Here is a 16,690-nt window from a genome sequence, read left to right on the forward strand (position 1 = left end):
CCGTCGCACCGTGCGCGTCACCGGGCGAGGTCGGCGTCGCCGGACGCACCCGTTCCGGCCTTCGCCGTGGCGTCCGCCTCCGTGCCCGGCATCGTGCGGTTCGGCGCATCGCTCCCCTCATCGACGCCGGCATCATGCTCGTCATGACCATGCTTTTCCAGTTCATGGCAGTGGTAGCGTAACCGCTCGATCTCGTGTTCCAGCTCGTCGATGCGCCGCACCTGCTGGGCTATGAGGATGTCACGCAAATCGGAATTGCGTTTGGCACGGAGTTTCATTCCGGGCTTGTAGATGCTGCGCGTTCGCACCTCGCGTGCTCGCTCGCGACGAGCCTCGCCGCGAACCGCGACGTCCTCGGCCTGGTCGCCATCCGCATCGGAGGCGGAATCCTCCGGCAGCCCGTACCCCTCCTGCCGCCATCGTGCGATGCAGCGTTCGATCCGCTTGTATCCGATGATCGAGGAATCAAGACCCGCCTCACGGAAGATCACGGCAGGCGATTCGCCGTTGAAATACCGTTCCATGCAGTTTTTCTTGAATTCCTCGGTATATCGAATACGGTTGCTTGACACTTTCTTCACCGCACGAAGCGATCGCAGGTAGACGATCTGCTCCTCGCTCAACTCCGGTGCTGAAGCCATGTTCTGTCTCCTAACGCAATATTGGCGACAATGCCGTCTCCGGCCAAAATCACAATCGGCGTCCTCCGCATTCCCGCATGGATGCCATCGAGAAAGCCGATGGGTTTTGCATCCCATCGGCTTTCTCAGCGTCTGGGGGTCATGCGTATCCCATGACCCCCAGACGGCCATTCCTCGTCTTGCCGCGTCATACGACGTGGCAGGACATCAGGCCCGATGCGCTCCGCGGGTGCTTCCGGCACCCTTCCGCAGCATCAGTCCGGCTCCGAGCAGCAGCAGCATGAGCACCGCTCCTCCGGAGATCGCGGCACCGGTCTTGCCGAGCAGATTCGGCGCGGCCGGCTTGGCGGGCTCGGTGTACGTGTTCACGAACTCCGGCACCTTGCCGCCGTCGTCGTACGAGATCGCGGTATGCAGCTGGCCCTTGCCGTCATCCGTGAGCGTGACGGTGACCTTATGGGTCTTGCCGTCGTAGGTCACGTTGGCCTGCTTGTCGTTCTTCTCGCTGACGGTGTAGGTGAAGGTCTTCTCCATCACGGTCTTGCCGTCGGCGCCGATCGTGCCGAGGTCGCTCTTGGTGAAGTCGAGCTTCTCGAACGTGACCTTGCCATCGGCGTCGTTCTTCGCCTCGTCGACGGTCTTGCCGTCGGCGTCGGCGAGGACGAAGGAGAACTGTCCGTTCCTGAGTTCGGCGCCCTTGTAGGTTTTGTTCGCAATGATCTGCGCGTCGGTGGCGACAGGCGCGTAGACGTTGTCGAACACGGCCTCATTGGGCTGCGATCCGTCCTTCGGGTTGACGAGCGTGTAGGTTACGCCCATCGTGCCGTCGTGGTTGTCGACGACTTCCGCACGGACCGTGAACACGGTCTGGTCGTAGGTCACGCCGCCAAGGTCACCGTCGACCTCGTCCAAGGTGAACGTGGTCTGGGTGGGCTTGGTGTAGGTGACGTCATCGAACGTGACGGTGCCGTCGGCCGCGTTCGCCTTTGTCTGCGGCAGTCCTTCGATGCCGTCGGCACGGGCCGCGTCACGGGCCTTGGTGGAGAGCTGCACCTGGAACTCGCCCTCGTTGAGGTCGCGTCCAGTGATGAGCGTCTTCACGCTGATGCCGTTCTCCTTGGAGAGGGTCTCCTTGAGCGGCGTCAGAGCGTAGACGTTGGTGAAGGTGAAGGCCGGGGTTTCGCTGACCTTGGCGGTGAGGTGGCCCTCGCCGTCGTCCGTCACCGTGACCGTGAAGGTCTTGGCGGCGTCCTTGTCTAGCGTGACGCCGGGGGCTTCGCCCGTCTGCTTCACGGTGTAGGTGAAGGTCTTCTCCATCACGTCCTTGCCGTTCGCGTCCTTGCCGAGATCCTTCTTGGTGAAGACGTAGGCACCGAAGTCGACGTTGCCGTCGGCGTCGTTGGTGGCCGTGGTCCTCTCGGGCAGTGGGGCGCCGTCCTTGCCGGTGATGGTGTAGTTGAACCTGCCTGCCACGTGGGTCGTGTCGGTGGTGGAGCCGTCCGGCACGTCGAGCTTGGCCTGGCCGTTGAAGTTCACCGGCACCTTGAGGTCGGCCCCGTAGGTGTTGGTGAGTTCGACGTCGACCTTGTCGGGCGTGAACGTCAGCGTGCCGTCGCCGTTATCGGTGACCTTCACGGTGAAGTTCTTGCTGACGAGGGTTCCGGAGACGGCGGGCGGCAGCTTGCCGTCGGCGCCCTCCTCGGAGACCGTGTACGTGAACGACTTGCCATCGATGAGATGGCTCTTGTCCAGCGTGTACGCGATCGGGTCGAAGTTCACGGTGCCGTCGGCATCGACGTTGGGCTTGCCGGTCTGGTTCGTGTTACCGGTGCCGAGCGCGCCGTCGCCCTTGAGGGCGAAGGTGAATTCGTTCGGCTTCAGTTCACGGCCGTCGAGCACCTTGCGCACGTTCGGCGTGAAGGTGCCGGTGGCCTGATAGCCGTAGGCGAAGCGGACCTGTGCGGGCTTGGCGGTCACGGCGAGCGTGCCGTTGCCGTTGTCCTTGACCGTGACCGTCACGGTGACAGGCTTGGTGCTGTAGGTGTAGCCCTTCAGCGTGGCCGTGCCGTCGCCGTTGTCCGCGGCGCCGGCGGGCACCACCGGGGTGATGGTGTACGTGTGGTCGCCGAGCTTGGTCTGGTCGTAGGTGAGCTTGTCGAAGCCGATCTTGCCGGTGGTCTTGTCCGCCTTGACCGTCTGCTTGACGGCGGCGTCGGCGCCCTGACCGGCGAGCGTGAACTCGAAGTCCGGGGTCCTGGCGTCGTCGAGGGCGCGGCCATCCAGCGTCATCGCCGCGTCGAGACTGATCTCGCCGTTGGCGTTGTACTGGTTGGCGAACTGCTGGCCGTTGCCGGTGACGTCGGTCCTGAGCGAGCCGTCGCCGTTGTCCGTGACCTTGACCGAAACGGTCTTGACCGTCTTGTCGTAGGCTTCGTAGCCGTCGGCGTTCGGATCGACTTCGGTGATCACGTAGTCGAAGGTCTTGCCGGCGTCGTCATGATCGATGTCCTGCGTGTAGGCGATCGGGTCGAACGTGACGTTGCCCTTGGCGTCGTTGGTCTTGGTCTGCAACGGTGTGGCGTCGGGATCGGTGGGCTTGGTCTTGCCGGCCCACAGCTGGAACTCGAACTGTCCTTCGGCCAGTGCATGGCCGGTCAGCTTCTTCGAGGCCTTGAGGCTCACGGTTCCCGTGGCCTTGTAGGCGTTGGTGAAGGTGATGGTCTTGGACTGGCTGGCGTTGCCATTGGCGTCGCGCACGGACCAGACGACGTTCAACTGGCCCGCCTGGTCGGTCACGGCGGCGACGAGCGTGTAGGTGTCGTCGTCGTTGGTGTAGCCGTTGCCGGACCGGTCGGTTTCATCAAGCACGTACTGGTAGGTGCCCGGCTTGGTGAACGCGATGGCGTCGAATTCGACGTTGCCCTTGGCGTCGTTGGTCTTGGTCTGGTCGACCTTGGCCGCGCCGTTGTTCTGGGCTTCGCCCTTAAGGGTGAAGTGGAACTGTCCGTCGGCGAGCGCGCGTCCGGTGAGCACCTTGGTCACGGCGAGCTGGCCGTCGCCGGTGGGCGACGACGTGACGCCGTTGACGTTGTACGTGTTGGTGAAGGCGAAGTGCGGCGCCTTGGCCGGGTCGGAGGCCACGGTCAGATGCCCTTCGCCGTCGTCCGTCACGGTGACGGTGAACGTCTTGGTGTCGTTGGCGTCGTTGGTGACGTGGTCGATGCTGCCGGACTGCCTGACCTTGTAGGTGAAGGTCTTGCTCATGACCGGCTTGCCGTCCGCGTCGGCGCCGAGGCTGGCCTTGGTGAACTGGATGTCACCGAAGGCGATGGCGTTCTTCGCATCGTCGACACCGTTGTTGACCGTGACGACCTTCGGCAGCGGAGCGGTCTTGTCGTCGCTGCTGATGGTGTAGGCATACTTGCCGCCGTAGTCGGGCACCGTGCCGTTGTCGGGGTTGGCGACCGTCAGCGTGCCGGTCGGCGTCACCTTGGCCTTGGTGTCGTCAGGAGCGTAGGTGTTGGCGAACGCGAGCTTGTTGCCGGCGTTGTTAACTGCGGTGAGGTGCCCTTCGCCGTCGTCCGTCACGGTGACGGTGAAGTCGAAGGACGCCTTGCCGGCGTCGGCGGTCACTGCGGCGGGAAGCTTGGTGGTGTCTTCCTTGGCGGTGTAGTTGACCGTCCACACGCGGTTGCCGGCGGCGTTCGTGGCCACGGTCGCGTAGCCGTCGGTGATGGCCTGGGCCAGGCTGGCTTCGCTGTATGCGGGCAGGGTGAAGTTGACCTTGCCGTCAGCGGCGTTCCTGGCCGTGGCCACGGCCTTCGCGTCGGCCACACCCTTCGGCGTGACGGTGAAGGTGAACTCATCGGCCTTGAGCGCGCGTCCGGTGAGGGTCTTGCTCGCGGGTACGTCCACGGCTGCGGAATCCGCCGCCTTGTACGTGTTGGCGAACTCGGCCTTGCCTTCGACGGTCACGTAGAGGTTCCCGTCCTTGTCGCCTTGGGCGTTGGTGTCCTTCACATGGAACGTCACCGTGGCGGTGTGCTTGTCGTAGGTCACGCCCTTGTCGGCGGCGCCGGCCTGCTCCTTGACGGTGTAGGCGTAGTCGCCGGCCTTGGTGAAGGTCAGCTTCTCGGAGGCGCTGTTCGAGGTACCGTTGGCGGGCTTGCCGATGGTGATGGTCTTCGGGGCCTGCGGGCCGTCGGCCGGGCTGGTCACGTCGAACGTGAACGTGTCGGCGTTCTTCCACTGGCGGCCGGTGAAGGTCTTCGTCACGGTGAGCGCCTGATCGGAGCTGCCCTGCTTGTAGGAGTTCACGAACGCGGCCTTGGCGGTGTCCGCGGCTGCGGTCTTGTCGGTGGCGCCGGCGTTGTCGTACTCGACGGAGCCGAGGCGCAGCGTGCCGTTGGGCTTGCCGGTCTGGGCGTCGGTGTCGACGATGGTCACGGTGGCCGTGGCGGTGTGCGTGTCGTAGCTCACGCCGCCGAGCCGGCCGGTCTTTTCGTTCAGATCGAACGTGTAGGTGCCGGTCTTCGTGAACGTCAGTTCACCGAAGTCGAGTGCGGAGGCCTTGCCGTCGGCTGCGGCGACGTTCTTCACGTCCTTCGCCTGCGGCAGCACGGTCTTGGCGGCGTCGTTCTTCGGGGCGATGGTGAAGGTGAATTCATCGGCCTTCATGTCGCGTCCGTTGAGCGTCTTCGCGCCCTCGATCTTCTGCTTCACCGTTCCCTTGTACGCGTAGGCGTTGGTGAACGCCGCGGCCGTGTTGGCGCCCTTGTCGGCGTCGGTCGTGGCCGTGGAGTTGTCGTACGTGGTGCTGGTGATGTGCAGCGAGCCGTCATACGCGCCGTCGGCGTTCTTGTCGCTGACGACGATGGTCACGGTGGCCTTGTGCGTGTCGGGCTTGACGCCGCCGAGACCCGGATCGGATTCCGCGATCTCGTACACGTAGGTGCCGGCCTTGGTGAACGTCACGGTCTTCGAGGCGGTGTTGCTCGTGCCCGTGGCCGGCTTGCCGACGGTGATGTCGGCGACGGCCGGCACGTTGGAGAGCGCCGCGGCGTCGGTGGCGTCGTTGAACGACTTGGGCGTCACGGTGAACGTGAAGTTGTCGTCGTTTCGCCAGTCACGACCGATGAAGGTCTTCTTGACGCTGATGTCCTTGCTCGTGGATCCCTTGCTGTAGGTGTTCGTGAACTTGAGTTCGCCGTTGGCCTTGCCGCCCGCGTAGGACGGGGTCAGCGTGTACGTGCCGTTGCCGTTGTCCTTGGCGTTGACGGTGACGGTGATCGTGGACTCGTCCTTCGTCACACCCTTGATGGAGGCCGGGATGTCGTCCTCGGTGATGGTGTAGGTGAAGGTCTTGTCGCCGTAGGCGTTGGCGATGCCGACCGTGCCGAGGTTGATGTCGACGGTGCTGTCACCGGCCTTCGGCGTCACGGTCACCTTGCCGCCGTTCGCCTTGCTGAACTGCGGGGCGTTGCCCTGCGGCTTGATGGTGAAGGCGAAGCTGTCGCCGTTCTGGAACGCACGGCCGGTCATGGCCTTGACGCCCGTGACGGCGGCGGACGTGCCGGATGCGCGGTACGTGTTGGCGAAGGTCACGGAGGTCGGGTTGGCCTTGTCGGCGGTGATGGTGAGCTTGCCGTTGACGTCGGCCACGTGGTATTTCAGCGTGGCGGTGTTGGCGGCGAAGGTCAGCCCCTGTGCGTTCGTGGAGAAGTCCTGGCCTTTGTAGGTCCGGTTCTGCGCGATGGTGAACGTGTAGTCGCCGGCCTTGGTGAACTTGAAGCCGGGCAGTGTCACGTTGCCGTTGGCGTCATTGTTCAGCACCTGGGAGGCCGCGGCCCCGGAGACGCCGTTGGCGTCGCCGTCGGTGAGCCTGAAGGTGAAGCCGAAGTCGTCGGCGGCGAGGTTCTTGCCGTCGAGCGTGGTATTTACGGCGGGCACCGGCGCGTTGTCGGAGTCGGTCTGCGTGTAGGTGTTGGTGAAGGCGATGGCGTCCGCGGCCTTGAAGGTGGCGCCGTTGTCGGTGCTCTTCTCGGTGGTCGGCGTGCCGACGACGAGGGAACCGGTGCCGTTGTCCGTCACGGGGACGGTCACCTTGTACTGGCTCTGGTCGTAGGCCCAGCCGGCCGGGGCGGTGCCGGTCTCCTTGATGAGGTAGGCGTAGCTGCCGGCCTGGGCGTACTTCACGTTCTGCAGGAACGTGATGTTCGCGGTCTTGGCGGCGGCGTTCGCCGGGGCGTCGTTGGAGACGTCAAGCGTCCTGCTGCTGCCGTCGGCTGCGGTCGGGGCGCCTGCCTGCGGTGCGACGGAGAAGTGGAAGTCGCCCTGGTTGAGGGTCTTCGCGTTCTTCGGATCGTTGAGCGTCTTGGTGCCGGTGATGCTGGTCAGCGTGGTGGAGCCTGCGCCGTAGGTGTTGGTGAAGCTTACCTTGCCGTTCTCCACCGTGGCCTTGAGCGCGCCCACGTTGGCGTCATCGACGGCAACCTTCACGGTGACGGTCTTGGCACTGGCGTCGTAGGTGACGCCATCCTTGACGTTGCCGGTGGCGTCCTGGGGCACGGTCTCCTTCACCGTGTAGGTGTAGGTGCCGGCCTTGGGGAACGTGGCCTTGCCGAAGTCGAAGGTCTTGGCGGCCTTCGTGGCGGTGGCATCCGTCTTCTCGACCGTGGCCCCGTCCTTGGCGGTGTCGCCGGCGAGGGTGAAGGCGAACTTGTCGGCGTCGGTCCAGTCGCGGCCGTTCAACGTCTTCGTTCCCGTGATGAAGGCGTTGGCATCGAGCGTCGCGGCCGTGGGCTTGTAGGCGTTGGCGAAGGAGATGGCCTGCGCGTCCGTGCCGTTCTTCTGAATCTTGGTCACGGATGCGGTGACGGTGTCCTTGCCGTTTTCGGACGTGATCTTCGAGGTGACGGTCACGGTGTACACGCTGGCGTCATAGGTGTAGCCGGCCTTGCCGCCGTTCTGCTCCTTGACCTCGTACGTGTAGCTGCCGATGTGGTCCTTGTCGAAGTTCAGCGGGAAGGCGAAGCCGCCCGCCGCGTTGTTCGTCGTGGTGGTGTTGGCCGAGACCGGGGCGTTTGCGGTCTTCGGCGTCAACGTGAAGGTGAATTCGCCGTTGGCGAGGTTCTTCGCGTTGTCACCGGACTGGTTGTCGAGGGTCTTGGTGCCGGAGATGGCTGTAGTGCCCGCGGTGGCGCTGTACGTGTTGGTGAACACGGCGGTGGCAACGTCCACAGCGGCACCGGTTCCGGTGGCCTCATACTTCGGCGTGACGGTCAGGTTGCCCTTGCCGTCGTCGGTCACGGAGACCGTCACCTTGACGCTGCCGGTGGCGTAGCTGACGCCGGAGATGCCGGTGTTCGCTTCGGTGAGCGTGTAGGTGTAGGTGCCGGCCTTGGTGAAGGTCACGCCGCCGAACGCCTTGGCGGTGCCGTCGGTCACGGAGACCACGGTCTGGTCCTTGCCGTCGACCTGCGGCAGCGGCGCTCCGTTGCCGGCGAGGTTGAAGGTGAAGGTGTCGCCGGCCTTGAACGCACGTCCTTCGAGCGTCTTACGCACCGTGAACAGGTTGTTGACGGTCTTCGGCGTCGGCGTGTACGTGTTGGCGAATACGGCGGCCGAGTTGTCGGCGGCGCCCTGACCATTGTCGTAGGAGACGGCCGGGGTCAGCTTGCCGTCCGCCTCGGTCACGACGACCGTCACCTTGGCGGTGTGGGTGTCGGACTTCACGTTGGCGAGCGTGGATGCGGCTTCGGTCACATCGAAGGTGTAGGTGCCGGCCTTGGAGAAGCTCACGTTCTGGAATGCGCCGGTGTTGGCGTTTCCGTTGGCGGGCTTGCCGATGGTGGTCGTCGCATCGGCGATCGCCGTGGCGCCTTGCGGGGTGGCGGTGTTGTGCAGCGTGAACAGGAAGCTGTCACCGTCGTTCCAAGTACGTCCGGTGAACGCCTTCTTGACGTTGATGTTCGCCGTGGCGGGGTTCACCCTGTACGTGTTGGTGAACGTCGGGGCGGTGGTCGTCCAGTTCTCGGTGCCGTTCGGGGCGTACTGCACGGTGGCGGTGTTGAATCCGCCCTGGCCGTTGTCGCCGGCGATGGTCACCTTGACCTTGAACACATTCTGGTCCCAGGTTCCGGCGTTGCCGATGGTGGCCACACTGGGCTGGAGCTCCTTGAGCGTGTATTCGTAGGTGCCGGCCGCGGTGTACGTCTCCGGGAACGTGATGTCGGCGGGGGCCGTGTTCGGGGCGGCGCCGTTGGCGGCCGTTCCGTTCCACGTGTTATCGGTCTTGGTCAGCTGGAACGTGAAGTCACCGGCCTTGAGCTCGCGGCCGTTCAGCGCCTTCTTCGCCGTGATGTTCACGGAGGCGGTCGTGCCGTAGGTGTTGGCGTAGGTCGGGTTGTTGCCGGTCACGGCGGCGACGAGCTGTCCCTTGCCGTTGTCCGTCACGGTCACGGTGACGTCGCGGTTCGGGGTGGCGTCGTAGGTCACGCCCTTCTGGCCGTCGTTGATTTCCTTGACCACGTAGTGGTGGGTTCCGGCCTCGGTGTAGTTGATGGCCGGGAACGCGAACGAGCCGTCGTCGGCGTTCTTCACGTCGGCGCCGATCTGCTTGTTGCCGTTGTCCTTGTCGAGCAGCTGGAACGTGAACCGGCGCGAACCCGGTTCCGTGCCGTTCAGCTTCTTCGTGCCGCGGATGACGGCGGAGGCGGCAGTGCTGGCGTACTTGTTGTTGAACGTCACGGACTGCGCGGCGGCCACGAGCTTGCCGGAGGCGGAGTCGGGCTTGACGGTGAAGGTCACGGTCTTGGACTTCTGGTCGTCGGCGCTGGTGACGCCGTTGGCGAAGTTGGAGTCGGGCTCGGTCACGGTAAGCGTGTAGGTGCCGGCCTTGGTGAAGTTCACGGTGGTCGTGGCATTACCGATTGCAGCGGTGCCGTCGGCCTTGGTGGCGATCTGCCCGGTGGTCAGCTGGGGGTTCTCCACGGTGATGCCGTCGGTCGCACCGGTCACGTTGAACGTGAACGTGCCCTTGAAGCTGCCCTTGCCGGTCAGGCTCTTGTTCACGGTGAGTGTGGATGAGCCGGGGGCCGGGGTGAAGGTGTTGGTGAACGGCACGATGCTCTTGTCGGCACCGGTCTGCGCGGTGTTGACGATGGAGGCCACGTCGAGCTTGCCGGGGTCCTGTTCGTCCTGCACCACGGTGAACACGAGGGTCTTCGGGTTGGTGTCGGCGGTCACGCCGGCCTTGCCGTTGAGGTTCTCACGCACGTTGAACGTGTATTCGCCGGGCTTGGTGAACTTGACATGCAGTGCGTCGCTCTTGGCGCTCTGGCCGTCCTTGACGGCGGGCGAGGCCACGGATGCCTTGGTGAACTCGAAGCCGGGCTGGCTGTAGCCGTTCTTGTTCTGCTCCTCATAGCCCTGTTCGTCGAGCGTGAACGTGAATTCGCCGGCGGCCATGTCACGGCCCTTGGCGGTCTTCTGCACGGTGATGTCCTGCTCGGCAGCGTTGGGCTTGAAGTTGTTGGTGATGGTGAACAGCGGTGAGCTGTCGGCCGTCACGACCACCTTGTTGGCTACGGCGTCGTACTTGGCGTGCAGCGTCACGGTCTTGGTGTCGCCGTCGACGGCCTGGTAGCCGGAGGGGATGTTCGTCTCCTTCACCGTGTAGGTGAAGTCCTTGGCGCCGCTGGCGCCGAGGTCGGCCTTGTTGATGGTCACGGCGCCGAAGTTCACGTTGTTGTTCGCGTCGTTCGTCGTGCTGGTCTTCTCCGGGGCGGGCGCACCGTCCTGCGGGGTCACGGTGAAACTGAACTTGCCTTCGGTGTTGCCCGGATCGAAGCCTTCCTCGGAGGTCACGACCTTCTGTCCGGAGAACTCGAATTTGGTCTTGTCCATGCTCTTGAAGTTCCTGAACGTCAGTCCGCCCTGAGGATAGTGCGGGTTGACGGTGAGATTACCGTCGTTGCCGAGCTTGGCGGTGACGGTGAAGTTGATCTGCTGGGTGACGGCGGTCACGCCCGGCTGTTGGGGCGCGTCCTCCTTGGCGGTGTAGTAGACCGTCCAGGTTCGGGTTCCGTCCTTGTTCACGCGCACCGTGGCGAAGTGCGCCGCCACCGCCTTGTCGAGATACGCCTGATCGAAGTTGTAGCGAATCTGGTTGAAGCCGACGTTGCTGGGCTCGCCGTCCGCGGCATCGCTGGTGTTGCCACCGGGCACGACCGGACCGTCGTTCACGATCTGACCGGTGCGGTAGTTCCTGGTGTACAGCTTGAACGTGTACTGGCCGGCCTTGACGGCATCGCCTTCGAGGATCTTGCTGCCGGACGGGGTGAACAGACCGTTGTAGTTCACCCAATCGCCGAACACCATTTCGCCGCCGTCCTTCACGTTGTCGGGATCGGCGGAGAAGTCGACGACGAGATTGCCCTTGTCGTCAAGTTCCGGGGTAAGGGTCATGGTCAGCTTCTGTGCGCTGTTCGAGGCGAACGGCGGAGTCGGCTGATCCTGTGAGAGGGTGCACGTCTGGGAGGAGAGATCATCCGAGCTGAAATGCAGGATGTTCGGGTTGCCGAATCCCGCCGGCGTCAGCGTGACGATGCCGTCGGCCCCGTTGGTGCCGGTGGCCACGGTGTCGAAGCCGCAGGTCAGGGCGAACTGGAATCGTCCGGCCTGACCGCTCACCGAAAGACCCTGCAACTGCACGCGGGCACGGAAATGTTCGAGGATGTTGTAGTCGAGCGTCTGCACAGCGGCGACCTTGGCCTTGGCGGGTTGTTGCTTGGCGGCATCCTGCGTCTTCGCGTCGGCGGATTCCTTCTTCACGTCGCTTGCGGCAGCGTCGTCGTTCTTCGTCGAATCGGAATCGGACTGCTTGACGGCCTCGGAGTCCTGGGCGCTTTTGTCGCCGGTATCATCGGTTGCGGACGGCGACGCAGACGGGGTCTGCGACGGCGAGCCGGTCGGGCTCGGGGTCGCGCTCTGCGTACTCTGCGGGGTCAGCGTTTCGGCCGGGTCCGCGGAAACCGCGGCGGTCGGCGCGAACATGGCGACGGAGGCGATGATCGCCACCGCGACCTTGAAGCCCCCCCCCCACGACGATTCTCACGTTCACTGCGGGAGTCGTTCAGCGCGCCCCGGCCGCGATCGAGGCGCGAACCCCGTCCATCGACCCAGGAACTCAACGAGCCCTTGATCTTCTTCCAAGTCAACATGGCAACCTTTCCCAAATTCCCTTACTAGAGGGTATCGAAATATACTCCACCCTCTACATACGGTTCGTCATAGTAACACCCTCGGTCAGTAAAAACCATTGCAATCATTGGGATAACACCCGTTATACAGCCCCCGTAACACCATATCGTTTTGTCCGAAAAATACACTGAAAAACGATAAACATGGACATCCAAACCCCCTAAAGGATGCCCTGAAACGCCGCCAGGTCGGGGTTTTGCACATACCCACCATCCAAGGATTCAATGCGCAACAGCATGACCGTCCTTGGGCGACCTGTTTTTGGCATCATCCCGTCAGGCTCATGACACCGTCTCGTGGGACGTTTCCCGCCCCAAGACCCTCATGAGGGCGTCATGACCTCCTAGGCGGCGATTACTCCGTCAAGCCCGTCGGGTTTCGACGGAATCCCTCCCAACCGTCACATGCCTCTCTTCTTCGAGGCGCACCTCAAGGAGATGGCACCGTTTGCGCATGCGCTTCAGCTCACGCTCCAATTCGTCGATGCGATGCACCTGCTGGGCGATCAGCGTATCACGCAGGTCCCCGCCGCTGGTCGTTTTCCGCGCGGACTCAGATTTGTAGATGCCGTCATCGGCCTCGCCGTCCGTCATCGTGCCGCCCTTCCCGGCGATGCCATATCCCTCCTTGCGCCATCGTGCGATGCAGCGTTCGATCCGCTTGTATCCGATGATCGCCGAATCAAGTCCGGCCTCACGGAAGATCACTGCCGGCGAGTCACCGTTGAAATACCGTTCCATGCAGTGCCCCTTGAATTCCTCGGTGTATCGGATCCGATTGCATGAGACCCGTTTCACCGCGCGCAGCGATCGCAGGTAGACGACCTGTTCGTCGTTCAACACCGGTACTGAAGCCATTTCCGCCCTTTATATACGATTTGTTCAACGATGCGACCATCACCGCAGCATCGCATCGATTCCTTCCGTTTTCCACCACAACAGCCTGTTGCAATCAATGTACTCCCGTTGCCAAGGGTTTACCCCCATTTGACAAAAATTGTTACGTTCCTGTATACGTCAATCGTTTCATTTATCCGCAAAGACAAGAAGTCGGCAGGTTTTCCAGCCCCGTCTGCCGGAACGGTTGAGGGGTTACGTACGCCCATCACCCCCAACAGGCCGTTCCGCATCATGATAGACCCCGTGGCATATGTGTTTGGACAATCAGCCGCCCATCGGCGCCCCGCAGGCGCTATCGCCCGGCCTTCAGCCTGGCGATAGCGAAATCGGCGCCCCGCGTCTGCGATCCATCCGAGAAATAGCTGCGATGCCCCTCCTGCTCGCCGCTCGTCTGGCACACGAGATCGTCCCCGGCGCAATAATCCTCGATCCGGCCCGCATACGACGCCAACGCCGTCAGTTCGCGCGGAGACAACGAGCCGTTCGTCTTCGCGTCGAACGTGCCCCGATTGTACGCGGCCCTGCCGTTGAACCTCGGATCGCCGTACATCACCACGGCCACGACGTTGCGCCCCGCCCCGTCGGTAAGCACATCCCGGTTGCCGTCGACGGCGAGACGCTGTTTCGGGGCGGACAACGCATCGCCGACCACGACCGCGCCCTGCGAGAATCCGAGCAGCACCGTCCTCTGCCGCGGGCATTGCAACGCCTGCCCGTTGAGCATCGCCACCAGACGCTTCACGCCGGCGTCCACGCTGTCGACGTCGAACGTGGCCGGATAATTCAGCGACGTGACCTGCACCCGCCCGGAGAACGCGTCCGCAATCCGCTTGGAGACCGGGTTCAGCAGACCGTCGTCGGCGCTTTCGTTCGTGCCACGCGCCATGACCACGCGCACGTCCTGGCCGGAGCAGCCGGAATCTCCCCAATCACGGGAAGCCGCCGACTGCGACGACGCGGACGACGGCTCCGGAGACGACGGCGATTGCGAGGGACGGGCGGAACCATTGGCCGATGAACCCGATGCCGCACCGGCGGTAGACGTCGCGCCGGTCGATGCAGCACCAACCCCGTCGGCGTCCGCGGAACCGCACGCCCCCAATGCGGCCATCGCGACCAGCACCATGATGGCCACGCACATCACCGCCGCATTATGCAGCGCCCGGACAATCCGCGGATTCATTCCCATCATCGCTCCTTCGACGTTTCCCCATTTATAGGCCAGTTCCACCGCACCGCCCACGTCGTCGCCGCGACCGCCACACATTCCGCGCAAGATTCTTCCCGCGGCGACCATACGGCAACGATTCGATAACAACGGTTGCGAATCCATAACGGTTTCCGCCGTTGTTATCGACGTCGCCCTCGATTCCCGCCCTCGATTCCCGCCGGCCGCCCATCGTCGTCAACCACCGTTAAAAACCAACAATCACAAGGGATTCGTCGTTTCCGTTCGATCACTTCACTTTTCTCCGATCGATCGAAAACCACCTCGTCCGAGATGATGCGTCCGTTATTTTTCACTATTGACATCATTTGCCCCCGCATCTAGCATCAGCTTTGCGTTAGCGGTCACAACGGGTTCGGCGTATATATGGTTGCGGTTATCCATCGCCTGCGTCCTTGTATTGCCGACCTGTCGTGAAAGCGGTTTCATCATATTGGGAAAGAGGGAGTAATGAGCAGCGCCATTACCACCAGCTTCAAAGAGAAGCTGGGACTCAAGGACTATGTCGCCTACGGCTTCGGCGATATGGCCATCAACTTCACGTTCGGCTCGCTGGGCATGTTCGTGGTCTACTTCTACACCGACATCGTCGGCATCTCGGCGGCCGCGGTCGGCACACTGATGCTCATCTCGCGTTCGTTCGACGGCATCATCGACGTCTGCGTCGGCACACTCGTCGACAAGACCCATTCCAAGTGGGGCAAGGCCCGCCCGTGGCTGCTGTTCGGCGCCATCCCGTTCGGCATCCTCACCGTCACGCTGTTCGCAGTACCGCAGAACGCATCCGACACCGTGAAGATCATCTACATCTTCATCTCCTACAACCTCCTCATGATCGCGTTCTCGTCGATGGCCATCCCGTACGGCACACTGAACTCGCTGGTCACGCAGGATCAGGGCCAGCGCGAGAAGCTCAACCTCTCCCGCATGTTCCTCGCACAGTGCGGCATCCTCATCATCACCAACGCCACCATGCCGCTGGTCAACGCCTTCGGCGGCGGCCAGATGGGCTGGGTGCTCGCCTACGCCGTGCTCTCCGTCATCGCCTGCATCCTGTTCTGGATCGTGTTCGGCACGCAGAAGGAACGCGTGAAGATCGCCAAGGGCACCAAGAAGAAGAGCCAGTACCCGTTCAAGGTGGAGATCAAGGCCTGGCTCAAGAACAAGTACTGGTTCATGGCCTTCGGCTTCCTCGCGTTCTTCCACGTGGCCTACTCCCTCACCCAGGGTTCGCTCGTCTACTACGCCAAGTACTACCTGCACCAGCCCGACGCGGTCGGCGTGCTCACCCTCGCCTACCTGCTGCCGGCCATGGTCGGCATCCTCTCCTGCACCAAGCTGTTCCCGAAGTTCGGCAAGACCCGCGTGGTCATCGTCTGCCTCGTGGTCTCGATCATCGCCTACCTCCTGCCGCTGTTCGCCAAGGAAAGCTACGGCTTCATCGTGTTCACCCAGATCGTGAAGGGCATCGTCTACGGCCCGATCCTCGGCTCCATCTGGGCGTTCTTCCCCGACACCATCGAATACGGCTACTGGAAGACCAAGATCCGCGTCGAAGGCCTGCTCTACTCCGGCGGCTCGCTCGGCCAGAAGATCGGCCTGGGCATCGGAACCGCCATGGTCGGCTGGGTGCTTGCCGCGGGCGGCTACGACGGCGCCAAGGCCGTGCAGTCCGCAGGCGCCATGGGTGCCATCGACATGATCTACGTGTGGCTGCCGATCATCTTCTTCGTCATCTGCATCGTGCTCATGGCCATGTACCGCATCGACAAGATCTTCCCGAAGGTCATGAGCGATCTGGCCGAGTGGAAGGCCAACGGCGCCCCGAAGCCCGACCCGGAGTTCCAGAAGCTCCTCGACGAGGCCGACGCCAAGGCCAGCGACAAGTAGGACGGCCACGCGCTGCCGTACCTACCGTACGGGTTCCTAGATGATCCCCGCCAGGATTTCCCGGCGGGGATCATCGTATTGCGCTCTACGGATTCCCGGGTCATGGACCGGTATGTCATAACGGCGGAACGACCCCCACACCAATACCATCGCCCACACCAATACCATCGCCATTGTGACGGACGACGGCACGAAACCGACGAAAACGCGTCGATGTCCTTCACCGACGCAAGCCGGGAATCCACAAAACGTTGCAATTTCAATGCTCTATCGAACGCCGACGACGATACGCGACGGACAGAGACGCAAAACGGACAAAATGCGACGTCGTCCGCCGGCGATGTCCCGTTTCTGGTGGATTGGAGTGCGAAACCGGCGATGACACGACCAGAATGAGGCTATAGGCCAGAATGTGGGGTATAGGCAGAATGTGGGTTTATAGGCAGAATGGGATCATAGGCCAGAATATGTGTCCGCTTTCGTTTGTGCCTTTTGTGCCTTTTATGCCTTTTCCAAAACGTAAAACACGCCAAAAACATCAAGGACCGTTGGAATTCCAACGGTCCTCAGTGGAGCGGACGACGGGAGTCGAACCCGCCTCTAAAGCTTGGGAAGCTTTCATTCTACCGATGAACTACGTCCGCAAAGGCGTGCATTTTTGCACGAAATATCAGTCTAGCATATAACGGACGAGAAACGCCAGCCGGGCAGGTCTTCAATCGGTCGATCATCCGAATCCCGCCGGCCGTTCGGGCAGACGCAATGCACGT

5 protein-coding genes and 1 tRNA gene are annotated in these 16,690 nt (G+C 62.8%); 1 reads left to right on the forward strand and 5 read right to left on the reverse strand.

The window, feature by feature from the left end; all coding sequences use genetic code 11:
- Positions 1–17 precede the first annotated feature (17 nt).
- From DF200_RS02840 to DF200_RS02855, 4 genes are all read right to left on the reverse strand, one after another.
- Positions 18–641, reverse strand: a complete 624-nt coding sequence (locus tag DF200_RS02840) for an HTH domain-containing protein (RefSeq protein ID WP_146191994.1) — start codon at positions 639–641, stop codon at positions 18–20.
- Positions 642–848: 207 nt separating this feature from the next.
- The gene (locus tag DF200_RS02845) at positions 849–11,720 is read right to left on the reverse strand and encodes a Spy0128 family protein (RefSeq protein ID WP_109136793.1); all 10,872 of its coding nucleotides are present in this window, start codon (positions 11,718–11,720) and stop codon (positions 849–851) included.
- Between the two features lie 545 nt (positions 11,721–12,265).
- Positions 12,266–12,760 carry a transposase gene (locus DF200_RS02850; protein ID WP_146191995.1) on the reverse strand — a complete coding sequence of 165 codons (495 nt, stop codon included), beginning with the start codon at positions 12,758–12,760 and terminating at the stop codon, positions 12,266–12,268.
- Between the two features lie 334 nt (positions 12,761–13,094).
- Positions 13,095–13,985, reverse strand: a complete 891-nt coding sequence (locus DF200_RS02855) for a cutinase family protein (protein ID WP_158275758.1) — start codon at positions 13,983–13,985, stop codon at positions 13,095–13,097.
- A 495-nt stretch (positions 13,986–14,480) separates the two neighbouring features.
- On the opposite strand from DF200_RS02855, the gene DF200_RS02860 reads away from it, so the two are divergent.
- Positions 14,481–15,920, forward strand: coding sequence for an MFS transporter (locus DF200_RS02860; RefSeq protein WP_109136796.1), 1,440 nt, complete (start codon positions 14,481–14,483; stop codon positions 15,918–15,920).
- Positions 15,921–16,490: 570 nt separating this feature from the next.
- On the opposite strand, the gene DF200_RS02865 is transcribed toward DF200_RS02860, so the two are convergent.
- Positions 16,491–16,564, reverse strand: a tRNA-Gly gene (locus DF200_RS02865).
- Between the last annotated feature and the right edge of the window lie 126 nt (positions 16,565–16,690).

It is taken from the genome of Bifidobacterium catulorum (assembly GCF_003129925.1).
In the GTDB taxonomy this organism is placed as follows: Bacteria; Actinomycetota; Actinomycetes; order Actinomycetales; family Bifidobacteriaceae; genus Galliscardovia; species Galliscardovia catulorum.